Annotated in this window: 24 protein-coding genes; 11 read left to right on the top strand and 13 right to left on the bottom strand. The window is 71.1% G+C overall.

Going from position 1 to position 25,358, the window contains the following annotated elements:
* Nucleotides 1-73: 73 nt before the first annotated feature.
* From dnaJ to clpB, 3 genes are read left to right on the top strand one after another with little or no spacing between them, the layout of a single operon-like run.
* On the top strand, nucleotides 74-1,246 hold the full coding sequence (gene dnaJ, locus ABD140_RS12525) for a molecular chaperone DnaJ (RefSeq protein WP_344240132.1): 1,173 nt from the start codon (nucleotides 74-76) through the stop codon (nucleotides 1,244-1,246).
* Nucleotides 1,246-1,677: a heat shock protein transcriptional repressor HspR gene (locus ABD140_RS12520; protein ID WP_344240130.1), complete on the top strand. Its 432-nt coding sequence runs from the start codon at nucleotides 1,246-1,248 to the stop codon at nucleotides 1,675-1,677. The genes dnaJ and ABD140_RS12520 overlap by 1 nt, the downstream gene beginning before the upstream one ends.
* A gap of 2 nt (nucleotides 1,678-1,679) precedes the next feature.
* Nucleotides 1,680-4,271, top strand: a complete 2,592-nt coding sequence (gene clpB / locus ABD140_RS12515; protein ID WP_344240128.1) for an ATP-dependent chaperone ClpB — start codon at nucleotides 1,680-1,682, stop codon at nucleotides 4,269-4,271.
* Nucleotides 4,272-4,386: 115 nt separating this feature from the next.
* On the opposite strand, the gene ABD140_RS12510 is transcribed toward clpB, so the two are convergent.
* The gene (locus tag ABD140_RS12510) at nucleotides 4,387-5,148 is read right to left on the bottom strand and encodes an SDR family NAD(P)-dependent oxidoreductase (protein WP_344240126.1); all 762 of its coding nucleotides are present in this window, start codon (nucleotides 5,146-5,148) and stop codon (nucleotides 4,387-4,389) included.
* Nucleotides 5,149-5,546: 398 nt separating this feature from the next.
* Here ABD140_RS12510 and ABD140_RS12505 point away from each other — a divergent pair, with 398 nt between their 5' ends.
* Nucleotides 5,547-6,053, top strand: coding sequence for a hypothetical protein (locus ABD140_RS12505; protein ID WP_344240124.1), 507 nt, complete (start codon nucleotides 5,547-5,549; stop codon nucleotides 6,051-6,053).
* Nucleotides 6,054-6,091: 38 nt separating this feature from the next.
* On the opposite strand, the gene ABD140_RS12500 is transcribed toward ABD140_RS12505, so the two are convergent.
* Nucleotides 6,092-7,234, bottom strand: a complete 1,143-nt coding sequence (locus ABD140_RS12500; RefSeq protein WP_344240122.1) for an alpha/beta hydrolase family protein — start codon at nucleotides 7,232-7,234, stop codon at nucleotides 6,092-6,094.
* Nucleotides 7,235-7,718: 484 nt separating this feature from the next.
* Between ABD140_RS12500 and ABD140_RS12495 the strand changes: the two genes are divergently transcribed.
* Nucleotides 7,719-7,946 (top strand): hypothetical protein, encoded by a 228-nt coding sequence (locus ABD140_RS12495; RefSeq protein WP_344240120.1) that lies wholly within the window; start codon nucleotides 7,719-7,721, stop codon nucleotides 7,944-7,946.
* Between the two features lie 80 nt (nucleotides 7,947-8,026).
* On the opposite strand, the gene ABD140_RS12490 is transcribed toward ABD140_RS12495, so the two are convergent.
* From ABD140_RS12490 to ABD140_RS12480, 3 genes are read right to left on the bottom strand one after another with little or no spacing between them, the layout of a single operon-like run.
* The gene (locus tag ABD140_RS12490; protein WP_344240118.1) at nucleotides 8,027-9,013 is read right to left on the bottom strand and encodes an ABC transporter permease; all 987 of its coding nucleotides are present in this window, start codon (nucleotides 9,011-9,013) and stop codon (nucleotides 8,027-8,029) included.
* A complete protein-coding gene (locus ABD140_RS12485; RefSeq protein ID WP_344240116.1) occupies nucleotides 9,010-9,900 on the bottom strand; it encodes an ABC transporter ATP-binding protein in 891 nt (296 codons plus the stop codon). Before ABD140_RS12485 ends, ABD140_RS12490 begins: the two co-directional genes overlap by 4 nt.
* Nucleotide 9,901: 1 nt before the next feature.
* Nucleotides 9,902-10,336 carry a GntR family transcriptional regulator gene (locus ABD140_RS12480; RefSeq protein WP_344240114.1) on the bottom strand — a complete coding sequence of 145 codons (435 nt, stop codon included), beginning with the start codon at nucleotides 10,334-10,336 and terminating at the stop codon, nucleotides 9,902-9,904.
* 151 nt (nucleotides 10,337-10,487) lie between these two features.
* On the opposite strand from ABD140_RS12480, the gene ABD140_RS12475 reads away from it, so the two are divergent.
* Nucleotides 10,488-12,074, top strand: a complete 1,587-nt coding sequence (locus tag ABD140_RS12475) for an alkaline phosphatase D family protein (RefSeq protein ID WP_344240112.1) — start codon at nucleotides 10,488-10,490, stop codon at nucleotides 12,072-12,074.
* Here ABD140_RS12475 and ABD140_RS12470 read toward each other — a convergent pair.
* The 4 genes from ABD140_RS12470 to ABD140_RS12455 all read right to left on the bottom strand — a co-directional run bounded on the left by ABD140_RS12470 (nucleotide 12,071) and on the right by ABD140_RS12455 (nucleotide 17,728).
* Nucleotides 12,071-12,631, bottom strand: coding sequence for a tetratricopeptide repeat protein (locus ABD140_RS12470; protein ID WP_344240110.1), 561 nt, complete (start codon nucleotides 12,629-12,631; stop codon nucleotides 12,071-12,073). The two genes, ABD140_RS12475 and ABD140_RS12470, sit on opposite strands and share 4 nt — an antisense overlap.
* 127 nt (nucleotides 12,632-12,758) lie before the next feature.
* The gene (locus ABD140_RS12465; protein WP_344240108.1) at nucleotides 12,759-14,435 is read right to left on the bottom strand and encodes an NYN domain-containing protein; all 1,677 of its coding nucleotides are present in this window, start codon (nucleotides 14,433-14,435) and stop codon (nucleotides 12,759-12,761) included.
* 223 nt (nucleotides 14,436-14,658) lie between these two features.
* Nucleotides 14,659-17,163 (bottom strand): zf-HC2 domain-containing protein, encoded by a 2,505-nt coding sequence (locus ABD140_RS12460; protein ID WP_344240106.1) that lies wholly within the window; start codon nucleotides 17,161-17,163, stop codon nucleotides 14,659-14,661.
* Nucleotides 17,164-17,269: 106 nt separating this feature from the next.
* Nucleotides 17,270-17,728, bottom strand: coding sequence for a hypothetical protein (locus ABD140_RS12455; RefSeq protein ID WP_344240104.1), 459 nt, complete (start codon nucleotides 17,726-17,728; stop codon nucleotides 17,270-17,272).
* A gap of 68 nt (nucleotides 17,729-17,796) precedes the next feature.
* Here ABD140_RS12455 and pyrE point away from each other — a divergent pair, with 68 nt between their 5' ends.
* Entirely contained in the window at nucleotides 17,797-18,330 is a 534-nt protein-coding gene (gene pyrE, locus ABD140_RS12450) for an orotate phosphoribosyltransferase (RefSeq protein ID WP_344240102.1), read from the top strand.
* A 108-nt stretch (nucleotides 18,331-18,438) separates the two neighbouring features.
* Here pyrE and ABD140_RS12445 read toward each other — a convergent pair whose 3' ends face one another.
* Nucleotides 18,439-18,891, bottom strand: a complete 453-nt coding sequence (locus tag ABD140_RS12445; protein ID WP_344240100.1) for a hypothetical protein — start codon at nucleotides 18,889-18,891, stop codon at nucleotides 18,439-18,441.
* Between the two features lie 76 nt (nucleotides 18,892-18,967).
* Nucleotides 18,968-19,630 (bottom strand): DedA family protein, encoded by a 663-nt coding sequence (locus ABD140_RS12440; protein ID WP_344240098.1) that lies wholly within the window; start codon nucleotides 19,628-19,630, stop codon nucleotides 18,968-18,970.
* A gap of 281 nt (nucleotides 19,631-19,911) precedes the next feature.
* Here ABD140_RS12440 and fbaA point away from each other — a divergent pair, with 281 nt between their 5' ends.
* The 3 genes from fbaA to ABD140_RS12425 all read left to right on the top strand — a co-directional run bounded on the left by fbaA (nucleotide 19,912) and on the right by ABD140_RS12425 (nucleotide 22,850).
* Nucleotides 19,912-20,931, top strand: a complete 1,020-nt coding sequence (gene fbaA, locus ABD140_RS12435) for a class II fructose-bisphosphate aldolase (RefSeq protein WP_344240096.1) — start codon at nucleotides 19,912-19,914, stop codon at nucleotides 20,929-20,931.
* 43 nt (nucleotides 20,932-20,974) lie between these two features.
* Complete coding sequence (locus tag ABD140_RS12430) at nucleotides 20,975-21,382, top strand: DUF3151 domain-containing protein (protein ID WP_344240094.1); 408 nt, start codon at nucleotides 20,975-20,977, stop codon at nucleotides 21,380-21,382.
* A gap of 184 nt (nucleotides 21,383-21,566) precedes the next feature.
* Nucleotides 21,567-22,850 carry an adenylosuccinate synthase gene (locus ABD140_RS12425; protein ID WP_344240092.1) on the top strand — a complete coding sequence of 428 codons (1,284 nt, stop codon included), beginning with the start codon at nucleotides 21,567-21,569 and terminating at the stop codon, nucleotides 22,848-22,850.
* A gap of 65 nt (nucleotides 22,851-22,915) precedes the next feature.
* On the opposite strand, the gene ABD140_RS12420 is transcribed toward ABD140_RS12425, so the two are convergent.
* Together ABD140_RS12420 and ABD140_RS12415 are read right to left on the bottom strand one after the other, a co-directional pair.
* Nucleotides 22,916-23,089 (bottom strand): DUF397 domain-containing protein, encoded by a 174-nt coding sequence (locus ABD140_RS12420; RefSeq protein WP_344240090.1) that lies wholly within the window; start codon nucleotides 23,087-23,089, stop codon nucleotides 22,916-22,918.
* A gap of 200 nt (nucleotides 23,090-23,289) precedes the next feature.
* Nucleotides 23,290-24,174: a helix-turn-helix domain-containing protein gene (locus ABD140_RS12415; RefSeq protein WP_344240088.1), complete on the bottom strand. Its 885-nt coding sequence runs from the start codon at nucleotides 24,172-24,174 to the stop codon at nucleotides 23,290-23,292.
* Between the two features lie 392 nt (nucleotides 24,175-24,566).
* On the opposite strand from ABD140_RS12415, the gene ABD140_RS12410 reads away from it, so the two are divergent.
* The gene (locus ABD140_RS12410) at nucleotides 24,567-25,190 is read left to right on the top strand and encodes a hypothetical protein (protein WP_344240086.1); all 624 of its coding nucleotides are present in this window, start codon (nucleotides 24,567-24,569) and stop codon (nucleotides 25,188-25,190) included.
* The last annotated feature ends 168 nt before the right edge of the window (nucleotides 25,191-25,358 follow it).

Here is a 25,358-nt window from a genome sequence, read left to right as displayed (position 1 = left end):
CAACAGAACCGACCGCCCCGGGGGTGCCGGCACCCCCGGGGCGCACCGAAGCACTTTTTGCGAAGGGGAGCCGGTGAGCACCAAGGACTACCTGGAGAAGGACTACTACAAGTCCCTCGGTGTCGCCAAGAACGCCACCCAGGACGAGATCAAGAAGTCTTACCGGAAGCTCGCCCGCAAGTACCACCCCGACACCAACAAGGGCGACGTCGAAGCCGAGGAGCGCTTCAAGGAGATCTCCGAGGCCTACGACGTCCTGTCCGACGACAAGCGCCGCAAGGAGTACGACGAGATCCGCTCCTACGGGGGCGGCGCCTTCCGGCGCGGCCCGGGGGGCGGCCCGCAGGGCTTCGACCTGAACGACCTCTTCGGCAGCGCCGGCGCGGGCGGCGGAGCCGGCCCCGGCGGGCTCGGCGACATCTTCGGCGGGCTGTTCGGCCGCGGCGCCCGGGGCGCCGGGTCGACCACCGCGGGCAAGCGGACCCGCCGCGGCCAGGACATCGAGTCCGAGGTGACGCTGACGTTCTCCGAGTCGCTCGAAGGCATCACGGTCCCGCTGCGGCTGTCCTCCGAGGCCCCGTGCCCGACGTGCCGGGGCACCGGCGCCAAGGCCGGGACGCTGCCGAAGGTCTGCCCGCACTGCGAGGGCACCGGCCAGGAGACCCGCAACATGGGCGGCTTCGGGTTCGCCGAGCCGTGCAGCCGGTGCCACGGGCGCGGCATGGTCGTCGACGACCCCTGCGGCACCTGCCGGGGCAGCGGACGGGCCATGAGCACCCGCACCATCCAGGCCAGGGTCCCGGCCGGCGTCAAGAACGGCCAGACCATCCGGCTCAAGGGCAAGGGCGCGCCCGGCGAGAACGGCGGCCAGTACGGCGACCTCCTGGTCAAGCTCAAGGTCACCCCGCATCCGGTGTTCGGCCGCGAGGGCGACAACCTGACGGTCACCGTGCCGGTGACGTTCCCGGAGGCCACGCTCGGCGGCGAGATCCTCGTGCCGGTGCACGGCGGCCAGCCGGTGAAACTGCGCATCCCGGAGGGCACCCCGAACGGGCGCACCTTCCGGGTGAGGGGCCGCGGGGCGACCCGCCGCGACGGCACCAAGGGCGACCTCCTCGCCACCGTGGAGGTGCAGGTCCCGCAGAAGCTCAGCGATGACGAACGCGACGCGCTGGAGCGCTTCGCCCGGAGCCACCGCGGTGAGGAGTTGCGGGACGACCTCGTGAGACAAGCCAAGGAGGGGTAGTGAACCTTCCTGACGACACCCCTGTCTACGTCATCTCGATCGCGGCGCAGCTGTCGGGGCTCCACCCGCAGACGCTGCGCACCTACGACCGGATGGGGCTGGTGTCGCCCGGCCGCACGTCCGGCCGCGGTCGACGCTACTCCATGCGCGACATCGTCATGCTGCGCGAGATCCAGCGCCTCTCCCAGGAGGAGGGCGTCAACCTCGCGGGCATCCAGAAGATCCTCGAACTCCAGAACGCCAACGAAGAACTCCACGCGGAGATGAAGCGGTTGCGGCGGATGGTCGAGGAGCTCGGCAACGAACTCGAATCCACCCGAGCCGTGGCGGCGCGGCTGGCCCAGCTGCGCGGGGAGAGCCGCGGCGGAGACCTCGTGCCGATCAGGCAGGCCGGGGTCGTCATCTGGCGGCAGCAGGAATCCGGGGGCTGAAGATGGACTACAAACTGACGAACAAGAGCCAGGAGGCGGTCTCCGTCGCCGTGCGCCGGGCCGCCTCGGAGGGCAGCCCGCAGGTGGAGCCCGCACACCTGCTCGCCGCCCTGCTGGCCCAGCAGGACGGCACGACCGTGCCGCTGCTGGAGGCGGTCGGCGCCGATCCGGCCGTCGTCCGCCGCCGCACCGAGGAGCTGCTGGAGCAGCTGCCCAAGGCCAAGGGCTCGACGGTCGCCGCGCCGCAGAGCTCGCGCCCGCTGCTGGCGGCGCTCAACACCGCGGCGTCACGGGCCCGGCAGCTCCAGGACGAGTACGTCTCGACCGAGCACCTGCTGGTGGGCCTGGCCACCGACGGCGGGCAGTCCGCCACGCTGCTGCGCGAGCAGGGCGCCACGCCCGACGCGCTGCTCGACGCCTTCGAGAAGGTGCGCGGGCACGCCCGGGTCACCAGCGAGAACCCCGAGGACACCTACCAGTCGCTGGAGAAGTTCGGCGTCGACCTCACCGCCAGCGCGCGGGAGGGCAAACTCGACCCGGTGATCGGCCGCGACGCCGAGATCCGGCGCACCGTCCAGGTGCTGTCGCGGCGCACCAAGAACAACCCGGTGCTCATCGGCGAGCCCGGCGTCGGCAAGACGGCCGTCGTCGAGGGGCTGGCGCAGCGGATCGTCGCGGGCGACGTGCCCGAGTCGCTGCGCGACAAGCGGCTGATCGCCCTCGACCTGTCGGCGATGGTGGCGGGCGCGAAGTTCCGCGGCGAGTTCGAGGAGCGGCTCAAGGCCGTCCTCAACGAGATCAAGCAGTCCGAAGGCCAGATCATCACCTTCATCGACGAGCTGCACACCATGGTCGGGGCGGGCGCGGCCGAGGGCGCGATGGACGCGGGCAACATGCTCAAGCCCATGCTGGCCCGCGGCGAGCTGCGCATGATCGGCGCGACCACCCTCGACGAGTACCGCGAGCGCATCGAGAAGGACCCGGCGCTGGAGCGGCGCTTCCAGCAGGTGCTGGTGGACGAGCCGACCGTCGAGGACTCCGTGGCGATCCTGCGCGGGCTCAAGGGCCGGTACGAGGCGCACCACCAGGTGCAGATCTCCGACTCGGCGCTGGTGGCGGCCGCGACGCTGTCCGACCGGTACATCACCTCCCGGTTCCTGCCCGACAAGGCCATCGACCTGGTGGACGAGGCGGCGTCCCGGCTCCGGATGGAGATCGACTCCCGTCCGGTGGAGATCGACGCCCTCCAGCGCACCGTCGACCGGATGAAGATGGAGGAGCTCGCGCTCTCCAAGGAGTCCGACGATGCCTCCCGGCAGCGGCTGGAGAAGCTGCGCGCCGACCTCGCCGACAAGCAGGAGGAGCTGACGGCGCTCGTCGCCCGCTGGGAGCAGGAGAAGGCGGGCCTCAACCGGGTCGGCGAGCTGAAGAAGAAGCTCGACGACCTGCAGGGGCAGGCCGAGCGCGCCCAGCGCGACGGCGACTTCGAGGCCTCCTCGCGGCTGCTGTACGGCGAGATCCCCGTCCTGGAGAAGGAGATCAAGCAGGCCTCCGAGGCCGCCGAGTCCCGCGGTGCCATGGTCAAGGAGGAGGTCGGCCCCGACGACGTCGCGGACGTGGTGTCGGCCTGGACGGGCATCCCGGCCGGGCGGCTCATGCAGGGCGAGACGGCCAAGCTCCTGCAGATGGAGGACCACATCGGCAAGCGCCTCATCGGGCAGAAGGCCGCCGTCATGGCGGTGTCCGACGCGGTGCGCCGCAGCCGGGCCGGCGTGGCCGACCCGGACCGCCCCACGGGCTCGTTCCTGTTCCTGGGCCCCACGGGCGTCGGCAAGACCGAGCTGGCCAAGGCCCTGGCGGACTTCCTCTTCGACGACGAGCGGGCGATCACCCGGATCGACATGTCGGAGTACTCCGAGAAGCACTCGGTGGCCCGGCTCGTCGGAGCCCCTCCCGGTTACGTGGGGTACGAGGAGGGCGGTCAGCTCACCGAGGCGGTCCGCCGCCGCCCGTACAGCGTGGTGCTGCTGGACGAGGTCGAGAAGGCCCACCCCGAGGTCTTCGACCTGCTGCTCCAGGTGCTGGACGACGGCCGCCTGACCGACGGCCAGGGCCGCACCGTGGACTTCCGCAACACGATCCTGATCCTGACGTCCAACCTGGGCTCCCAGTTCCTGGTGGACCCGACGCTGTCGCAGGAGCAGAAGCGCGAGGCGGTCATGGGCACGGTGCGCACCTCCTTCAAGCCGGAGTTCCTCAACCGCCTGGACGACGTCATCCTCTTCGAGCCGCTGACCCAGCTGGAGCTCGCCGAGATCGTCGACCTCCAGGTCGAGCGCCTGTCCAAGCGCCTGGCCGACCGCCAGCTCACCCTCACGGTGACGCCGGAGGCCCGCCAGTGGCTCGCCGAGACCGGCTACGACCCGGTCTACGGCGCCCGCCCCCTGCGCCGCCTCGTCCAGACCGCCATCGGCGACCAGCTCGCCCGCGCCCTCCTGGACGGCACCATCCGCGACGGCTCCGAGGTCGTCGTCGACCTGGACAAGGAATCCGACAAGCTCACCGTCGGCTCCCCCCTGTCCCTGACGAAGTAACCCGTTCCGCCCCCCGCGGCCCGCGCCCTCCGGCGCGGGCCCGGCAGGGAACGCCTCCCGAGAACACCCGCCCCTCAGCCCGCACCCAGATGGCGCGGGCTTTTTCGTGGTGGGGTCATGGCATGCCGCCGTCGACGCGGAGGGTGGCGCCGCTGGTGTAGGTGGAGGCGTCGGAGATCAGGTAGAGGGCCGCGCCGACGATCTCGGCGGGGGCGCCGATGCGTTGGAGGGCGTGGGGGCGCACGCCCTCGGCGAGCTTCTCCTCGTTCCAGCCGCGGGTGGCTCGGGTGGCGAAGGGGCCGGACATCAGCGTGTTGACGCGGACCTTCGGGCCCAGGGCCAGCGCGAGTCCCTCGGTGAGGGCGTTGAGGCCGGCCTTCGCCGCGGCGTAGGGGAGGATCGCGGGGCGGGGCCGGATCGAGCCGGTGGAGCTGATGTTGAGGATCGCGCCGCCTCCTGCCTCGGCCATGCGCTCGCCCGCCAGCACGGACAGGCGGAAGGGGCCCTTCAGGTTGAGGTTGAGCACGGAGTCGAACAGCTTCTCCGTGACCGAGCCGAGGCCGTCGTAGACCGGGGACATGCCCGCGTTGTTGATCAGCGCGTCGAGCCTGCCGAACCGCTCGTAGACGGCGTCGACCAGGCCCGGCAGCCGCTCCCAGCGCCCCACGTGCACGGCGTAGGGCAGCGCGGCGCGTCCGGTGGCCTCCTCGATCTCCCCGGCCGTCCTGGCGCAGGCGTCGTGGTCGCGGCCGGCCACGACGACGTCCGCCCCGCACCTCGCCGCCGCGAAGGCCATCTCCCGGCCCAGCCCCCGGCTCCCGCCGGTGACCAGCACGACCCGCCCCGTCAGAGCGAAGAGCTCATCCGCGTAGCCCATCCACGCCTCCCGCGTTCCAGAATCAGAGAATGTTATTCTCCTGAATCAGAATGCTAGTTCCCACCGTTGCGCCCCACAAGACCGCCCCGCCCGCGCGTCCGTACGATGAGCGCGTGGCAGGCCGCGACAAGAAACAGAAGAAACCGGACTCGCGGAAGAAGAGCGAGGCCGCGCAGAAGGCGCAGACCGCCCAGCGAGCCCGCACCGCCCGGCGCGCCCGCGCCCTCCGGCCCCCATCCGAGGAGCCCCTGTCCGAACAACCCCCGTCCGGTGAGCCCCCGTCTAGGAAGTCCCCGTCTAGAAAGTCCCCATCCGGGGAGCCTTCGTCCGGGCGTCCCCCGTTTGGGCGTTCCCCGGCCGGGCTTCCTCCGTCTGGGCGTTCCCCGTCTGGACGTCCCTTGCCTGGACGTTCCCCGGCCGGACGTCCCCCGTCTGGACGTCTCCCGGCCGGGCGGCCGTGGGCCGGGCGGCTCGCGGAGCGGGCCTCGTGGCTTCCCCTCCTGCTCCGGGGCCTGCTCGTCGTGGCCGCCGGCTACCTGGCCTCGCTCGTCTCCTTCGTCTCCTTCTTCAGCGGCGGCGCCCTCTTCGCCACCGCCCCCGCCCGCCCCTTCACCGGAGCGGCCCTGATCGCCGGAGGCTGCCTCCTCCTGCCCCCGCTCCTCTACTACGGCGCGGCGAGGCTGACGGCCCGCTCCCTGCCCCTCACCCGCACCTGGCAGGGCCGCCTCCGCTGGAGCGTCACCGCCTACGTCCTCACCATGCTCCTCACGCTCCTGCTGGACTTCAGCCAGGTCTCCTTCCTCCTGGCCGCCCTCCCCGCGGCCTTCATCCTCGGCGAACGCACCTTCCGCGCCGCCCTCCTGGCCTGCGTCCTCCTCGCCTGCACCGTCCTGGCCCTCTGGTGAGCACCGGTCGGCGCCGGCGGGCCCTCATGAGCCGCGGGTCAGGACCTGCCGCGGAAGAGCCGCTTCACGAAGGGGGCGGTGTCCTTCAGGGAGGCCGTGAGGGTGCCGCTGTGGTCGGTGGGATAGGTCTTGAAGGTGAGGGGCTCGCGGTGGGACTTCAGGACGCCCGCGTAGGCGAGGGTGGCGGGGATGGGGACGTCGGTGTCCTTGCGGCCGTGGGCCATGAAGAAGGGCCGGTCGAAGCCTGATTCCGGCATGCCCATGTAGGCGCGCACGGTCGTGTCGAAGCCGGGGAGGGCCGACGGGCGGCGGGTGAAGTAGTCGCCCACGCTGACGTTCTTCAGGTGCTTCTCGAAGGTGAAGACGCACTCCCTCTCGGCCATGGACAGGTACTTGCGGCCGGTGGGGGTGAGGATCCCGTCGAGGCCGAGTTCGGGGTGGACGTCCCGGAGGCTGGCGAAGATGTAGGTGAGGTAGGCCGTCAGGCCGGGAGGCAGTGCCATCGGCGGGACCTTCGGAGCCAGTGGCTTGAGGTAGTTCTCGATGTAGGCGGGGGTCCCGGTGCCGACCGCGCCCCGGTAGTCGAGGCGGGAGCCGCCGTACTCGGTGGCGTAGCGGGCGGTGTAGACGGCGGCTCCGGCGCCTTGCGACTGGCCTATGGTGACCCACTTGCGGGCCAGGCGTGCGCCCGGAGGGAGGTGGCGGCCGGCGAATTCGCGGGCCGCCAACACCATGTCGACGACGTTGTAGGCGGTCGATCTGCCGTTGAGGTAGGCCGGCAGGCCGGGGGTGCCGAGGCCCGCGTAGTCACTGGCGACGACCGCGTAGCCCCGGCGCATCCAGGAGGCGAGGTACTTCCAGTCGCGTTCGGGGAGGGCGGGGCCGACGCGGGAGGGGGCGCACGAGTCGTGCAGGCCGGAGGTGCCGTGCGCCCAGGAGATGACCGGCCAGCCGCCCTTGGGCGCCCTGCCGCGGGGGATGAACACCGTGCCGGTGCTGCGAGCCTTGTGGCCGGACGCGTTCATCGTCACGTAGGTGAGCGCGAAGGCGCGGCCCGTCGTCCCCGGGATCCACAGCGAACGGGCCAGCGGCGACCAGGAGACCACGGTCCCCCGCCGGGGCCCCGCCGCCGAAGCGGGTCCCGCCTGCGGCAGCAGGGCCGCGAGGAGCGCGAGGACCACCAGGGTCCTTCTTTTCGAGAGCCGGGCTGTCATGGGGGCCTCCGCGGTCGCACGGTATCCGCCGGAGAGTAACAACCCGGAGCACCTCCGGACTTGTCAGTTCCGAACGGAATTCGGGACACCACGTAGGTGAATCGCATGAATGACGGCCCCGGCCCATGCTCGTCACACCTCCGACCCCGGCCGTGGCGGGCGTCCCGACGGCGCCGCAGGACACGGCCTCCGCCGAATGGAGAAACCCGCGAGAAATATGTTGACACCACCGCCGCGCCAGGTGTTATTGTCTTGGGCATGGAGATCTGATTCTTACGGGTTGAGCGCGCCGCCTGCGTGACGCGGGCCTGCTCCCCTTCCTTCATCTCACATCACACCCTTGTGCCGTCGGCGTCCCAGGACGCTCCCGAGCGGCGCGGGTCTCTTCCTCACCTTTTCTTCCACTGCACTGCCCTGCCCTTTTTCGCGGCGGGCGCGGAGGGATATTCACATGCGCGACGACAGCCGAATTCAGCGACCCCGGAACATCGCCATTCCCGGCTTCGACAATTCCCAGGAGGCTGTTTTGCCCGCCAAGAACAACAACAAGAAGTCCGGCCGCAAGTCCCTGCTCAAGGGAACCGACCAGCGGCACGCCGCCATGGGCCGGCACGCCGCGGGCCGCCACAACGCCCGCAAGCTGCCGACCCGCCAGATGAACAACCGCGGCGGCCGCTGACATCCCGCCGGAACGTGCGGAACAACGGCCGGGCCGGTGGGGACCACCGGCCCGGCCGCCGGCGCGCTGATGCGCGCGGGTCAGGCCAGGGTGCGCAACCGGCGGAGGGCCAGGGCGAGCAGCAGCGCGGTGAGTGCCAGGAAGATGCCCGTCTCGATGCCCTGGAACAGCCAGAACCGGTCGCCGGGCTGGTAGAGCTCCCAGTTGTGGGCGCCGGAACCGAATTTCTGGATCTCCCGGGCGCAGAACGAGTCCGTTTCGGGGCAGGGGCCGATCCTGGCGTCCGCCATGACGAGGTTCCCGGCTCCGTCTCGGATGCCGTGCGCCTGGCTCCAGTTCCCCGAAGCGGGGTTGGGGGCCATGTCCATCTCCCCCAGCGCGTACGTCAGTTCCTTGGGCGGCAGGTAGCGGGGCCGGGCCAGCAGCTCGACGGTGCCCCGGACGACGGCGAACCCGGCGAGGGCCACGCCCATCGCGGGCAGGACCTTGCGCCAGTACACCCCGGCGAAGACGCCCAGGGCCACCGCGAACAGGGTGTAGGCGATGGGCACGACGCCCTGCACGTCGAAGGCGAGGTACTCCATGCGGGAGCCGATCGCGGCCACCAGCGGGGTGAACCACCAGGAGACGCCCAGCGCGTACACCACCGCCACCAGCAGCGTGAAGCCGCCGATCAGCCCGAACTTCGTCAGCGCCCAGCGGGTGCGGCTGACGCCCTGGGTCCACACGAACCGGTGGGTGCCCTGCTCCAGCTCCCTGGCGACCAGCGGGGCGCCGTAGAAGACGCCGACGAAGACCGGCAGGATCACGAACAGGACCGCGACGAAGGCCAGGTCGCTGTACTTCTCCTGGAAGGCGTGCGCCAGTTCCTGGCACTCGGTGACGCCCGGCGCCTGCTGGAGCAGCGAAGCGGTGCCCAGCCCGTCCAGGCACGCCTTCAGGCCGGTGTCCTCGTACCGCCCGTGCATCGCCAGGCCGGTGGGCACCATGATCGCCGCCAGCGCGGCCAGGGCGAGCAGGGTGTAGATCATCTCCTTGCGGTGCTGCCGCCAGGTCAACCAGATCACGCGGTCACCTCCCAGGCCGTCTCGACGTCGCGGGTCTCGGTGTCGGCCAGGTAGGCCAGGACGAGGTCCTCCAGGCTCACCTCGCGCTCGGTCCAGCCCGGCGCCGGGGCCGGCAGGGCCCGGGAGCGCACCAGGAGGGTGGACTGGCGTTCGGTGTGCGCGGCGCGGACCACCTTCTCCACGCCGTCCGGCGGCGCGGCGTCGCGCGGCCCGACCAGGAGGCGATGCCCGTCCAGCAGCTCGTCGACGGATCCGGACAGCTGGACGTGCGCGGTCTGCAGGACGATCAGGTGGTCGCAGGTGCGCTCCAGCTCCGACAGCAGGTGCGACGAGAACAGCACGGTGGTCTCGCTCTCGGCGACCGCGCCCATCAGCGCCTGCATGAACTCCCGCCGGGCGAGCGGGTCGAGGGCGGCGACGGGCTCGTCCAGCAGCAGGAGCCGCGGCCGTTTGGCCAGCGCCAGGGCGAGCGCGACCTGTGCTCGCTGCCCGCCGGAGAGCTTGCCGACCGGCCTGTCCGGCGGGATGCCGAGCGCGGACAGCCGGTCGCGGGCGAGCGCGGCGTCCCAGCGCCGGTTGAGCCTGCCGCCGAGGGAGATGAGCTCGCGTGCGGTGAAGTCCCGGTACAGCGGGGTGTCCTGGGCGACGAACCCGATCTCGCCGAGCGTCGCGGGGGCGCCGTGCGGCTCCCGTCCGAACACGCGCACCCGTCCGGTGTCGGGCTTCAGCAGCCCCACGGCCAGGTGCAGGAGGGTGCTCTTGCCCGCGCCGTTCGGTCCGACGAGGGCCGCGACCCGTCCCGCGGGCAGTTCGAACGAACAGTCCCGCAACGCCCAGGCCCGCCCGTAGCGCTTGCCCAGGTCCTCTGCCTCCAGAGCCTGTTCCATCTCACGCTCCCCGGCTGTCGGCCGGTGCCGCGAGGTCCTGCGGCGCCGGAGGTTCGAAGCCGGTCCGCATCGTCGTGTCGATCAGGGCGGCGATGTCCTCGCGTGACAGCCCCGCCTCCCGCGCCTCGTTCAGCCAGGCCACCAATTTCTCCCTCAGCTCCCCCTGATTGGCCAGAGACGGCCCGGCCAGGGTGTTCACGACGAACGTCCCCACGCCCGGCCGCCCCTCGGCCAGCCCTTCCAGTTCCAGCTCCCGGTAGGCCTTGTGCACCGTGTTGGGGTTGATGGCCAGCGTCTGCGCCACCTCCCGCACCCGCGGCAACCGGTCCCCCGGCCGCAGCAGGCCCACCCGCAGCGCCTGCTTCACCTGCAGGACGAGCTGCATGTACGTCGCGACCCGCGACCGCCCGTCCAGCACGAAATCGATCACCGGCATCCCTTCCTATTGTCCTACGACAATAGGTCAACAGACCGGCGCCCCCACCGCAACCGCTTCGGAGAAATCGTCGTGTTCGGTGTTACTGATCACCTCAGCGCGTTCTGAGACGTGTGGACGGAAAGGGCAATGTTCCGGTGTGATGGCAGGCATGACGGCAGCAGTGGTGGTGGGACCGATCCTCCGGAACGTCACGGAGCGGTCGGCGACCGTGTGGGTGGAGACGAGCGAGGCCTGCGAGGTGGAGGTGCTCGGGCGGGCCGAGCGGACGTTCACGGTGCACGGGCACCACTACGCGCTGGTGGACGTCGAGGAGCTGGAGCCGGGGAGCTCCACGGCCTACGAGGTGCTGCTGGACGGCCGGAAGGTGTGGCCGCAGCCGGGAAGCGAGTTCCCGCCCAGCGTGATCCGGACGGTCGACCCGTCGCGGGCCCCCCGGGTGGCGTTCGGGTCGTGCCGGGTGTCGCCGGCTTCGCAGGAGACGCACGGCGTGGACGCGCTGAGCGCCTTCGCGCACGAGCTCAAAAAGGGGGCGGAGCCGCCGACGATCCTCGCGATGATCGGGGACCAGGTGTACGCCGACGCCACCGGCGAGCGCATGCAGGAGTTCATCAAGGGCCGGCGCGACATCGACAGCGGAGCGGGCGAGGAGATCGCCGACTTCGAGGAGTACACCGAGCTGTACCGGCTGGCCTGGATGACCGACCCGGCCGTCCGTTGGCTGTTCTCGACCGTCCCGGTCTACAGCATCTTCGACGACCACGACGTCCGGGACGACTGGAACACCTCCTACGTGTGGCGGAAGTGGGTGGCCGAGCAGTCCTGGTGGAAGTCGCGGATCGTCGGCGGGCTCGCCTCCTACTGGGTCTACCAGCACCTGGGCAACCTCACCCCGGAGAAGCGCCGCGAGGACGCCCTCTACCAGCAGGTCAAGGAGAGCGCGGACGGCGGCGGGCTCCTCGACGCGTTCGCCGAGCGCGCCGACCTGGACCCCACGACGGCCCGCTGGTCCTTCCGCGTCGACCTCGGCGGCACCCGGCTGGTCTTCGTCGACACCCGGGCGTCGCGGCTGCTGACCGAGACCCGCCGCGCCATGCTCGACGACACCGAGCAGGCGTGGCTCGACGAGCAGCTCACCGGCGACGTCGACCAGCTCGTCATCGCCAGCTCACTGCCGTTCCTGCTGCCGCCCGTCATCCACCACGCCGAGGCGTGGAACGAGAAGGTCGCGGCGGGCGGGCGCAGGCACGACCACACCAGGAACGGTTTCGGGGAGAAGCTCCGGCAGGTGATCGACCTGGAGCACTGGGCCGCCTTCGGAGAGAGCTTCACGGCGGTCGCCAAGGCGGTCGTCGAGGTCGCGAACGGGCAGCGCGGCAAGGCGCCCGCGCACATCTCGTTCCTCGGCGGCGACGTGCACTACAGCTACCTCGCCCGCGTGAAGGGCCTTCCGATCAACCAGATCGTCTGCTCGCCGTTCCGCAACCCGCTCGGCGCGAAGTTCCAGTGGGCCAACCGCCTCGCGGCGATGGTGTGGGGGAACGTTCCCGCGCGGCTCGTCGCCAAGACCGCGCGGGTGCCCCGGCCGCCACTGCGCTGGCGGCTCACCGACGGACCCTGGTTCAACAACGCGATCGCCACGATCGGCAGGGACGAGGTCGTCTGGCGCACCCCGTCCGGACCGACCGCTCTCACCGAGCTGCACCGGGCTCCGCTGGCCTCCGGCCGGACGCCCTAGGCGTCCAGGAGGGCGTCGTACTCGTCCTCGGGCCTGCCCAGGTCGACGCGGGCGCGGAAACGCAGGCGGAGCAGCCCCTCAAGGCTGTCGGCGGCGTCTCCGCGCTCCTGGTCGGGCAGGTCGAGCACGAAGTCGGCGCCCGCGGTGGCCCAGGTGTGCGCACCGAGGAGATCGCCGTGCTCGTAGAGCACCTCGGCGACGCTGCGGTACACCTCCGGGTCGCTGGGCCTGCTGTCCCGGACCTGCGCCAGCAGGTCCAGCGCCCCTGCGTTGTCGCCCAGCTGCAGCAGGGCGTCGGCCAGGTAGACACGGGGGTCCCCGTACGCCTCGCCGCCGTCCTCAAGGGCCTGCCGGTACACCTCCGCGGCGCGCGCGTGGTCGCCGGCGTGCTGGAACTGCTCCCCGGCCCGCAGCAGCACCTTCGCCCGGGAGACACCTCCCGCCCCGGTCGCCCGGTCCGCCAGCTCCGCGAGACGCACCGCGGCAGCCCGGTGCTGACCGGTCCGCAGGCCGTCGAACTCCAGATCGTCGAGATCGGCTTCCGTCACGTGGGTCACGGCTATGACGTTACCCGCGAGTCGCCCCCGAAACCGGAGGAATCCTCAAGATCGTCTAAACCGGCGCCAGGGGAGGGCATGTTCCGGGCGTCCCTGATCACGCACCGTCCGCGGGTCCGGCGGAGGGTCAGCGGCGGGCGCGTTCGAGGGCGTCCCAGAAGCCGCGGCGCAGCGCGTGGCGGACCTCGTCGTGCAGGAGGAAGTCGATGGGCAGCGCCGAACCCTGCAGGAGGCGCGCCTCGAGGTCGGAGGGCATCCGGGGCTTGCGGGCCAGGACCGCCTCCAGCCACAGCACGGGCGCGTCCCGGGCGACGGACTCGCCGAAGTCCTGGCCCTCGGTGTGCGCGGCCTGGACCGCGTCGGAGAGGGAGGGTGCGGGCTGGGCGGCGCGCGACTGGGGGACCAGGGAGTTCGTCCCGGTATAGGAGCCGTACGTCGGGGGCTTCTGCGCGGGCGGCTGGACGGGCGGAGGCGTCAGCGGGTACGCGGGCAGGTTGCCGGCGGGAGCGCCGTAGCCGTCCGTGGACGGCCGGCCTCCGAAACCGCCCGAGCCCGTGCTGGTGGGACTGGAGAACCCGTCCGTACCCGTGGACGTCGGGCTTCCGTAGCCGCTCGCGGGCGACGCGGGAGCGGAGAGCCCGTCCGCACCCGTGGACGGGGAGCCGCCGAAGCCGCCCGTGGACGTCGGGCTCACGTAGCCGCCCGCGGACGTCGAACCGCCGAAGCCGCCCGAGCCCGTGCTGGTGGGACTGGAGAACCCGTCCGCGTCCGTGGACGTCGGGCTCATGTAACCGCCCGCGGACGTCGAGCCGCCGAAGCCCCCCGTGGACGTCGGGCTCTCGTAACCGCCGGCGGACGTCGGACTGACGTAACCGCTCGGGGAGGACGGGCTGCCGTAACCGCTCGAGGACGGCGGGCCCGTGTGGTCGCCGTTGCCCGCGGACGGGGAGGCGCCGTAGGAGGACGCCGGGGACGGCAGGGCGCTCGGCCCGGTGGACGTCGGCGACCCGTAGGAGGAGGGCAGGTAGCTCGGCTGGGACTGCTCCGGCGCGGACGAGCCGAAGAGCCCGTTCAGCACGGCCGAGGCGCTGCTCTCGGCGGGGGCGGCGAGCTGCGGCACCGCGGCCGGGGCGGGCGGCGGGGTGAGCGGGGTGGCCGCCGGAGGCGAGGGGTGCGCGGTGTCCTGGAGCACCGACAGCGGGGAGGAGCCCATGGTGCCGTGGCCGTTGGACAGCGGGGACGGGCCGGTGTCGTACGCGCGGTCCACGCCCGACAGGAGGCTGACGTACGGGCGGAGCTCACCGGAGCCGACCGCGATGACGTCGTCGCACTCCTGGCGCAGCAGCCGCGAGAAGGAGGCGGCGCCCTCGGCGGAGACGTGCAGGACGGTGACGCGCACGCCGAGGTCCTGGGCGTCGCACAGCACGCCGACGAGGTCCTCGTCGCCGCTGACGACGACGGCGTCGGCGATGGCGCGGTTGCGCGCCAGCGTCATCAGGTCGCGGTTCAGCTCGGTCTCGACGCCGTCGCCGCGGCCCGGACGGCTGCGGCCCAGCCGCAGCTTCAGGCCGGGGAGGTCGGCCAGCGCCTCGTGCTCGGGGCCGCGCCTGCCCTCGGCCGCCGACCCGTACCAGTAGCAGCGCAGCAGCGGCAGTCCCGAGTGCTCCCTGGCCAGCTCGCCCAGCCGGTCGAGCAGTCCGCCGAAGTCCCAGGAGACCCGTTCGGCCTGGCGCGTCCCGTGCACCGCCATGGCGCCGTCCGACAACAGGTAGCCGGCGTCTATGAACAGCGCACAGCGATCCACGAGAACACCGAACCTCTCGACCCTGGGGTAGCTCTAGCGTAATGAAGGCCACTCGTGCCGTAAGCCGTTCCGGCGATTCGCCATCCTTCACCGCGCACAGAACGTGCGCAAGAGCCCGGACATGGGCAGAGTGACCTGGGTAACTGCCAGCGCGGACGTTACCAGTCGTTCTGGTCTGTCCGGAATGAGTTCACATCATCTTTACGCTGAATCTCGATATCGGTCAGCGACGGGAAGGTGCTGTGATCGTGATGACGCCGACCACCGCGGCGTCGGCCGTCGACGCCACCTCCAGCACCGACGGATCGGCGAGCTCCGCCTCGTAGGAGAGGACGTCCATGCCGAAGGCGAGCGTCCTGCCTCCGCCGGGCAGCGTTCCGGTGAACGCGTTGGGCGGGCTCAGCAGCCTTCCGTCGAGCAGCACGCCGTCTCCGGCGAGGGCGGCGTCCCCCTCCCAGGCGAGCAGCCCGACCCGCGCCGCGGAGCCGCGCGGCAGGCCGCCCAGCGGGAAGCGCAGCCGTGTCGCCTCGTCGGTGCCCACCGGCCGCGCCCCGTCGAGCACCACCGTGCGGACGGGATCGGCCCGCGGATCGTCGGCGACGACCACCAGGTTCCAGCCCGCGTACGTGCCGGGGCCCTGGAGCGCGGGCACGTCGGCCACCCACCAGCGGCCCCGCCCGCCCTGGCGCACCTGCTCGGTGACCTCGGCGAACGCCTGGTAGGCGCGCTGTCCCGGCAGGTCGACCCGGTCCACCCGGGACGCCTCGACCTTCCGGTAGCCGCCGGTCGGGCCGCGCAGCCGCGCGGTGTACTCCCGGGCGCGTGCGGCGTCCCGCCCGGTGACGCCCGACCAGTAGAGCCCGGCCCAGCGCACCCTGCCCGGCACCTCCAGCACGGCCGGGCTGGAGGTGCGGGTGTCGGCGGCGCCGTCGAGGTCGAGCGGGCCCATCTCCCACTGGTCGTTGTCGAGCCGCGCCCCCCTGCGCTGCCTCGCCGTCCGGCACTCGGCCTCCCGCCGCGGGCAGGTCAGCAGGACGTTGCCCGCCGTGGTGAGACGCACCCGCCCTTCGGTGACGAAACGGGCGGGCATTCCCGACGTGCTCACTCCCGTCGGGGCGCGCCTGCGCGTGTTCGCACCGGCGATGCGGACCGCGGGCGCGCTCCCTTCGCGCGCGTCGGAGGCCACGGCGACGGGCAGCCGCGCCGAGCTCCCGCCGCCGGGCGGAAGCGGGACGTGCACGCAGCGCAGCGCGCGCTCGGCGGGGAGGCACGACCATCCGGCGTCGGCCGGGCCGTCCGGGCGCACGCCGCGGGGCAGCGACACCTCCGCCACGACCTCGCCGGACGGCGCGTTCCCCGCGTTCCACACCGTGAGGACGACGATGCCCGACCGGCCCGGCAGCAGCACCCCGGCCGTCTCGACGCCCGCCTGCAGCGACGGCGCCGCCCACGGCTCGACGGGCCGCGGCGGCACGGGCGTCGAGGGCGGCAGGAGCCCCGGTTCCGCGAGGCGACCCCCCGGACCCTGCCCGGGCGCCTCGCCCGGCCCACCCGGCCCACCCGGCCCACCCGGCCCACCCGGCCCACCCGGCCCACCCGGCCCACCCGGACCGCCCGGTCCGCCCGGTCCGCCCTGCTCACCCGGCGCGCCCGGCGCGCCCGGACCACCCGGCGCCCCCGGTCGGCCCTGTTCGCCCTGCTCGCCCGGCCCGCCCGGTTCACCCGGCTGGTCCGCGCGCCCATCGCGGGAGGGGAAGGGCCCCCGTGCCCGCGGCCCGTCCTCCACCCGTGCCTCGTCGGTGCCTCCCGGCCGCGTGGCGGGCTCGGACCCGCTCATCGGCCACGCCAGCAGCCCCGCCGCGAGGGCGACGGCCAGCGCCCCGGCCGCCAGCGCCTGTTTTCGCCGCCCGGGGGACGCGCGCCACCACCACGCCGCCAGCACCGCGCCCGCCCGCCGGAACAGCCGCCCGGGACCGCGGGACGCCAGGTAGTCGGCGGCCGCCGGGCCCAGCACGAGGGCCGCGACGTCCGGCAGCCTGCCGTCGACCCCCCGCAGGTCGGCGACGGCCGTCCGGCACCGCGCGCACTCCCCCGCGTGCCGCCGTATCCGCGCGCCCTCGTGGTCGGGGAGGTCGCCCCGCAGGTAGACGCGGATCTTGTCGAGCACCGGTCGGCACTCCGGCGGCCGCTCCTCCACGGGATGCAGCCTCAGGTACGCCTGCCGGAGCCCTTCCCTGGCCCGGTGCGCCAGCGCGGTGACGCCGTCGGCGCCGATGCCGAACAGCGGCAGCACCCGCGCCGGGCTCTCGCCCTCGACCGCGGTGTGCCACAGCACCGCACGCCACCGTTCGGGCAGCGAGAGGTACGCCCGGACCATCGGCCTGCGCTCCAGCCCGGCCAGCGCGGGGTCGATGAACGGCACGTCCGGGTCGAACGCCTCGTGCTCCTCGGCCGGGTCCCCGGCGAGCCCGCGGCGCAGGGTGGCGAACAGGAAGGGCCGGAAGGCGTCGGACGGGCCGCCGCCCTGCCGCAGGATCTCGAACACCGCGGTGAAGGCGCGGTCCGCCGCCGCCTCGGCCTCGGCCGGACCGTCCGTCAGCAGCCCCGCCAGCCGCAGCGCCGCACGTCCGTGCCTTTCGCGGAGCGCTCCGCAGGCCTCGTCATCACCTTCCTTGACCCCTGTGATGAGGACGGCATCACCCTGATCCGTCCTGGTGTGCTCACCCATGGCCACCCCTTTGCCCCTGCCTGAATGTAACCTATTGGCTACCGAGGGTCGCCGGGGCGGATTCCACAAAGCGATTTTCCGCGAAGGCGGGCGCCGGGCGCGGTGTTCAGAGGTCGTCGATCAGCTCCAGCAGCGCGGATGCGAGCCCGCCGGATCCGGCGGCCGCGGATGCGGACGTGCGCCAGGCGCGCAGCCGGGCGGCGTCCAGGCGGGGGTCCCCCGGCGAGGTGGCCAGGTAGCCGCACGGGGCGTCCGGCCAGTCCCCGGCCGGCACGGGCAGCTCCGCGTCCACGAAGACGTACGCGCCGACGAGCCGGTGCGCGGCCCGCTGGGCCCCGCCGAGCGCGGGCAGCGCCGGACCCGCCGCGCCGTACGCCACCAGGACGAGCGGCGTTCGCGGGGCCGCCGCGCCGATCCGCAGCGCCGCTCCCGCCACGTAGCGGGGCCCCGTCTCAGGCGCGTCCGCCGGATCGGCCGCCAGAGGATCGTGCCCCGCGGCGCGCAGCTCGTCGTAGGGAGTGCGGGGCGGCGGGAAACCGAGGAGAACGAGAGTGCCGGGCGTCATACCGGCCATCGTGGCACTTCACGGGACGCGCGACGCCCGATGTCCGCCGAGCGCTTTAGGGTTTGGGGGTGAGCGATCGCGATGAGCTGCTGAAAGAGATCAAGGCCAAGGCCGTGGTGCACGGCGACTTCACCCTGTCGTCGGGGAGGAAGGCGTCCTTCTACGTGGACCTGAGGCGGGTGACCCTGGACGGGATGGCGGCGCCCCTCGTCGGCCGGGTGATGCTCGACCTGACCACCGACCTGGGGTACACCGCCGTGGGCGGGCTGACGCTGGGCGCCGACCCGGTGGCGGCGGCGATGCTGCACGCCGCGGCGGCGCGCGGCCAGCGGATGGACGCCTTCGTGGTGCGCAAGGCCGTCAAGCAGCACGGCATGCAGCGGCGGATCGAGGGCCCGGACATCGCCGGGAAGCGGGTGCTGATCGTGGAGGACACCTCCACCACCGGAGGCTCCCCGCTGACGGCCGTGGAGGCGGCCCGCGAGGCCGGCGCGACGGTCGTCGGCGTCGCCACCGTGGTGGAGCGCAGCGCCGCCGAACCGATCACCCAGGCGGGTCTGGAGTACCGCTACGCCTACGACCTGGCGGCCCTGGGCCTGTGAACCCGCGCCGGGCCGGACGACCGCGGCGCCGCGGGGACCGTCCGGCCCGCGAGCCGTTCTCCCGTGCGGACCCGGGCGGCCGCGGCGGAGCGGAGTCCGGGGCGCCGGTCAGTCGACGATCTCGGGGACGCCGTCGGTGAAGCGGATGCTGACGGGGCCCTTGGGGGGAAGCCGGAGGGCCTTGCCCTTCACGGTGAGCTGGACCGCGGCGGCGTCGGAGATCGTCATGTCCAGGTCCTTCCACGCGATGCGGCGGGAGTCCCCCTGGTTGAAGAGGGCGTTCCAGTAGACCTCGCCCTGGCCCGGCTCGGCCGCGTAGATCTTGACGCTCCTGCCGACGACCTCGATCGTGGCGTAGGCCTGCGGGGCCTCGCCCTTGGTCAGGACCTGCTCCGGCTGCTGCGAGGGGCTGACGGTGGCGCCGGGGGCGGCGCTCTCGGAGTTCATGGACCGCACCAACGCCGAACCGCCGACCGCGATCAGGCCGATGACCACGGCCACGGCCACGACGATGATCGCGATGCGCGCGAGACCCTGAGGGTCATTCCGGTGACGTCCCACGCGCCAGAGAGTATCGACACAAAGGGAGTGGGGCGACCGGTATGACCTATCGGCGGGAGATAAACCTATCCGTTATCTACTGACCGAGACGCTTGGTTTCGGTCCTCCCTTTCCACACCTCACGCGCGATCGGGACCACCGACAGCACCAGGATCACCGCCACCCCGGGCAGGATGTAGCGGTCGATGCCGGGCACCGCAGCCCCCAGGTAGTGCCCCGTCAGGAACAGCGAGTCGCACCAGAGGACCGCCCCGACGGCGTTCCAGACGAGGAAGCGCCGGGCGTCCATGCCGAGCATGCCGGCGAGCGGATTCAGAAAAGTACGGACAATTGGGATAAAACGGGCAATGACCACGGCCTTCTCCGGGCCGAAGCGGTTGAAGTAGTACTCGGCCTTCTCCACCCACTCGCGGCGGAAAATCCGGGAATCCGGCCGGTCGAACAGCTTCCGCCCGTACCGCGCGCCCAGCCAGTGCCCCAGCTGGGCGCCCACGACGGCGGCGACCGGGCCCCCGACGAGCAGCACAGGCAGCGAGATCCGCTGGAAGGCGACGCCGTTGAGCTCGTCGACCGCGGTGAGGACGCCCGCGGTGAAGAGCAGGGAGTCGCCGGGCAGCAGGCAGCCGAAGAGCAGCCCCGTCTCGGCGAAGACGATCGCCAGCACGCCGGCCGCGGCGAACGCGCCGAAGAGCCCCAGCCAGTACTCGGGGCTCAGCGGGGTGGAGGCGAGAACATGCACGGCAGGAGCTTATTCCAGAGCGTGACGGGCCGAGTACGGACCCGTTCCGAACCGGCCGACAAACCCCGCAAACGGAACAACCGGCCAGAAAGGTTCACAGTGGCACAAGGTGGCCGGAGTGACGGAGACGCGCTGGTGGGAGGTACCGGCAGGCAGAACCCCTGTCCCTCTCCGGAAAGGCGATACGAGATAGTAAGGACTGAGGCAGACCATCGCCGCACCCTCCTGTGGCACCACCGCTCCGGCGGTGGCTGACCTGCCCCGTCATGAGAGGAACGCACATGCCCATCGCCACTCCCGAGGTCTACGCCGAGATGCTCGACCGCGCCAAGCAGGGCGGCTTCGCATACCCGGCGATCAACGTGACCTCCAGCCAGACGCTCAACGCGGCACTGCGCGGGTTCGCCGAGGCGGAGAGCGACGGCATCATCCAGGTGTCCACCGGTGGCGCGGAGTACCTGTCCGGCTCCCTCAAGAGCATGGTCACCGGCTCCGTGGCGTTCGCCGAGTACGCGCGCGTCGTGGCCGCCGAGTACGACGTCCAGATCGCGCTGCACACCGACCACTGCCCGAAGGACAAGCTGGACGGGTTCATGCGTCCGCTGATCAAGATCTCCCAGGAGCGGGTGGCCCGCGGCCAGGAGCCCCTGTTCCAGTCGCACATGTGGGACGGCTCCGCGGTACCGCTGAAGGAGAACCTCGAACTGGCGGTCGACCTGCTGGCCGAGTCCGTCAAGGCGCGCACGGTCATGGAGATGGAGATCGGCGTCGTCGGCGGCGAGGAGGACGGCGTCTCCCACGAGATCAACGAGAAGCTGTACACCACCGTCGAGGACGCGCTGGCGACCGCCGAGGCCGTCGGCACCGGCGACAAGGGCCGCTACATCCTGGCCGCGACCTTCGGCAACGTGCACGGCGTCTACAAGCCGGGCGCCGTCAAGCTCCGTCCCGAGGTCCTCAAGGAGCTGCAGGACGCCGTCGGCGCCAAGTACGGCAAGGACAAGCCGTTCGACCTGGTCTTCCACGGCGGCTCCGGCTCCAGCCTCGAGGAGATCCGCGAGGCCGTCTCCTACGGCGTCATCAAGATGAACATCGACACCGACACCCAGTACGCCTTCACCCGCCCGGTCGCCGACCACATGCTCCGCAACTACGACGGCGTCCTCAAGGTCGACGGCGAGGTCGGCAACAAGAAGCAGTACGACCCGCGCTCGTGGGGCAAGGCCGCCGAGGCCGCCATGTCCGCCCGCATCGTCACCGCCTGCGAGGACCTCCTCTCCGCCGGCAAGAAGATCAAGTAACCCTCGAGGTGAACTCCGGGGGCGGGTTGCCTAGCATGCGGGTATGACCCAGAACCTGCTCGGCGGCCCGCCCCCCACCCATCTGCCCGACGTCCCCGAGGCGGCCGGCATGCTCTCCGACGGCATCGACCCGTACGAGGTGGCGGCGAAGTTCCCCTCCTATCCGGCGGTCTGGGCCGAGCTGGCCGAGCGCGCCTTCGCCAGGGGCGGCGTCATCGACTGCTACGCCTACGCCCGTACCGGCTACCACCGCGGCCTGGACGCGCTGCGCCGCAGCGGCTGGAAGGGGCACGGGCCGATTCCGTGGTCGCACGAGCCCAACCGGGGCTTCCTGCGGGCGCTGGCCGCCCTGGGGCGGGCCGCGGCCGCCATCGGCGAGGAGGAGGAGGCCCAGCGGTGCCGGACGTTCCTGCGGGACTCCAGCGCCGAGGCCGCGGACGCCCTCGCCTGACCCTCCCCTCCGGGGGGCGACCCCCGGACCCCCGCGCGCGGGCCGGCCGATCCTCGCTTCGCTGCGGTCGTCCGACCCGCCTGTTTCCTCCCAGCTCAGAGGCGGGTAAGATCTGATCGCAAGAGGCCCCTTGTCGCACTTGCGATCAGGGGCTTTATCCATGTGGCCTTAAGGAGATCGTCAGATGCCGGCCATCGTGCTCGTCGGTGCTCAGTGGGGTGACGAAGGGAAGGGGAAGGCGACCGACCTGCTCGGCGGGAAGGTCGACTACGTCGTCCGCTACCAGGGGGGCAACAACGCCGGACACACCGTCGTCATCGGGGACAAGTCCTACGCCCTCCACCTGCTCCCGTCGGGAATCCTCTCCCCCGACGTCGTCCCCGTGATCGGCAACGGAGTGGTGATCGATCCGGGCGTGCTGCTCCAGGAGATCGACGGCCTCAAGGCCCGCGGCATCGACTGCGAGCGGCTGCTGATCTCGGCCAACGCGCACCTGATCATGCCCCACCACCGTGCCCTGGACAAGGTGTCCGAACGCTACCTGGGCAAGGCCCGGATCGGCACCACGGGCCGGGGCATCGGCCCCGCCTACGGCGACAAGATCGCCCGGATGGGCGTGCGGGTCCAGGACCTCTTCGACCCGGGCATCCTGCAGAAGAAGATCGAGCTGTCGCTGCGGGAGAAGAACCAGGTACTCACCAAGGTCTACAACCGGCGGCCCATCCTCGTCGAACCGATCGTCGAGGAGTACCTGGCCTACGGCGAGCGCCTGCGCCCGTACGTGGCCGACACCGAACTCGTCATCAACCGGGCGCTGGACGAGGGCAAGGTCGTGCTGCTGGAGGGCGCCCAGGGCACCCTCCTGGACATCGACCACGGCACCTACCCGTTCGTGACGTCCTCCTCCCCGACGGCCGGCGGCGCCTGCGCGGGCTCCGGCGTCGGACCCACGAAGGTCACGGGTGTCATCGGCATCCTCAAGGCCTACACCACGCGCGTCGGCGCCGGACCGTTCCCGTCGGAGCTGCTCGACGAGATGGGCGAGTACCTGCGCACCACCGGCGGCGAGTACGGCGTCACGACGGGCCGCGACCGCCGCTGCGGCTGGTTCGACGCCGTCATCGCCCGCTACGCCGCCCGCGTCAACGGCATCACGGACTTCTTCCTGACGAAGCTGGACGTGCTCTCGGGCCTGGACCAGGTCCCCGTGTGCGTCGCCTACGACGTCGACGGCGTGCGCCACGACGAGCTCCCGTCCACCCAGACGGAGTTCCACCACGCCAAGCCGATCCTGGAGTACCTCCCGGGCTGGCAGGAGGACATCACCACGGCGAAGTCCTTCGACGACCTGCCTCCCAACGCGCAGGCCTACGTCCGGCGCGTCGAGGAGCTGTCCGGCGCCCAGATCTCCGCGATCGGCGTCGGCCCCGGCCGCGACCAGACCCTGACGCTGCGCGACCTGATCTAGGCGCCCGCCGCCGAAACACGACACCCTCCGGTCCCCGACCGGGGGGTGTTCGGTTTCTCTCGGTCTTATCCGTCGTCCTTGAGCTCACCGAGCAGCGCACGCCACACGGATCTGCTGATCCACAGGACTCCCGCCTCAGGGTTCTTTCCATCCCTGACCAGGACGCCCGCATCGTTCGCGACCTCGACGCACTCCGTTTCTTCACTGTGGGAGCTCTTGCGCCAAACAGGGCGGGACATCGCACGCTGAACCACATGGTCCTCCTGGAATCAGACCTGTCCCCTGATGGCCTGCGGTTCCCCGCGCGAAGTGGAAAATCTCCGGCGAGAGGTCGAGAGCGCCATTGATCTTTCAGGCCCTGACACGAGTCTAAGTGTCATGACTGCTTCTGCCTACCGCACTTGACAGTCCGGAGCAGAACCGATCAACGGCCTCCGCCTCAGGCGGCGCCCATCTCGTCCGCGATACGAAGCATCAGCTCGCTGGATTCCTCCTGGCTGAGCGTCCATTCCTCGAGCTCTTCGAAATTGGCACGGTAGTTGATGATCTGCTCCTCCCTGCCGGTCAGGATGAGGTCGCCTCCGCGGGCCCCCTCCAGGTAGAGCACCTCGCCGAGATCGGCGTCGAATTCCAGCAGGGTGAACGGGCCCTTCATGCCGAAGTGCGCGCCCTTGCTGAAAGGAATGATCTGGATCGTGACGTGCCCGTCCCGCACGACTTCGACCATATGGCGCAACTGGGCGGGCATGATGCCCCTGCCGTTCTTCGTCAAGGCTCCGACATGTCGGCGGACCACCGCCTCGTCGAGAATGAAGTGGCGGTGGGGGACGGGGTCGCGTTCCGCCAACTTGTCCTGCCGTTCGACCCGCAGTCCCGCCAGGACCTCGATCCTCTCGTCGTTCGCGCCCCTGACGAACTGCCTCAGGACGACCCGGGCGTAGTCCATGGTCTGCAGCAGACCGGGGACGAGGCTGGGATGGAACATGCGGATGCAGGAGGCACCCGCCTCATACCCCAGGTAGGTGCGGAACTGCTGGTCCTCGATCGGGTAGGAGGCCCACCAGCCCCGTTCCCTCGTCCCCTTGGCCAGCCTTGTCAGCTGCTCGACCTTGCCGTCGTCCGACACCTCGTAGAGGCGGAGCAGCGCCTGCAGGTCCGTGGTGGAGGTGCCGACCGTTCCCCCCTCGATACGGATCACCTTGGAGACGGACCAGTCCAGGGCCTTGGCGACGTCGTCCTGGGTCCTTCCCACTTCGCGCCTCAAACGGGTCAGCTCCCCGGAGAGCAATGCGCGCTGCACAACGGGCCCCAGGTCCGATGACATTTCCCTCAACTCCCATATGACACTTCCAGAAAGGGGTTGCCTCTGGCCTGGAAGTTCACTTCGTTCACTTGAACAACATGGATAACGGCATTCACACCCGACCGTCGTTCGTATGATTCGATCCGCCTCGGGCGCTCCGCACCTCGCCAAACGATTCATACGCAATGACAGCATCGATCTGCCAGGTTATATTAGCAACATAGCAGATTGCGTTATCATCACGGCAAGAAACGGACAAGGCGTGATCCCGACCGGCGGCCCGGGGGAGCCAAGATCATCGCCATGTGTCCGGTTTCTGGATCTTTAGGAGGTGATGGCCGAATGCTCTACGGGGCTCAGCCTTTGGAGGGAGCCGCGCCCCCAGGACGTCAGCAGAGAAGCCGAGGACGAAAGTGACGACCTTCCCCATCCACCGCAGCATCCTTTTGCTGGACATAGAGAACTCAACCAGCCGAAGCAACCCGATCAAGGAGCAGTTGCGCAGGCACCTCTACCAGATGCTTGACGAGGGCCTCGCCTTCGCAGGCGTGGACGAGAAGCACCGGGAGCAGTACGAAGACCGGGGGGACGGTGTGATCGCCCTCATCCATCCGGTCGACGAGATCCCCAAATGCCACCTCATCAGCCGCCTCATCCCGTCACTAAACCAGGCGCTCCTGGACTACAACCTCTCACTGCCCCCCGAGGAATGGCTGCGCCAGGGCATGCGCCTGCGGGTCGTCGTCCACGCCGGGGAGATCCATCGCGACGACAGGGGCCGGGGCTTCTTCGGCGAGGCCCTGGACGTCGCCTGCCGCCTCTTGGACGCCCGCCGCTTCAAACGCTCCCTCGCGGCGAGCTCCGACCCCCTGGCCCTGGTGGTCTCCGAAGACCTCTACTGGAACACCGTCCACCACGAGTACGACGGTCTTCGCCCCTGCGACTTCACCCGCGACATCCGCGTGACGGTCGGCGGCCGCACCCACCACGGCTGGCTGAAGATCCCCACCCCGGTGCTCGACTCGAGCATCGCCTGAACCGACGTCCACGACGAGATCGTCACGACGCGGCCACCGTGTCATGGTCTTGTCCTGACGTTCGGCACCTTTTCTCTTGAATGCTGTCCGGGAACGAATCCGTCTCAGAGGCACCGCCTTTCCCCGACCCATCAGGCAGGCCGGTTCTGAACAGTGAGGACACCGGAC

The organism is Actinocorallia libanotica (assembly GCF_039525175.1).
Lineage (GTDB): Bacteria > Actinomycetota > Actinomycetes > Streptosporangiales > Streptosporangiaceae > Actinocorallia > Actinocorallia libanotica.
Note: the sequence above shows the minus strand (reverse complement) of the source record. Positions and strands in the feature narration are given on the sequence as shown.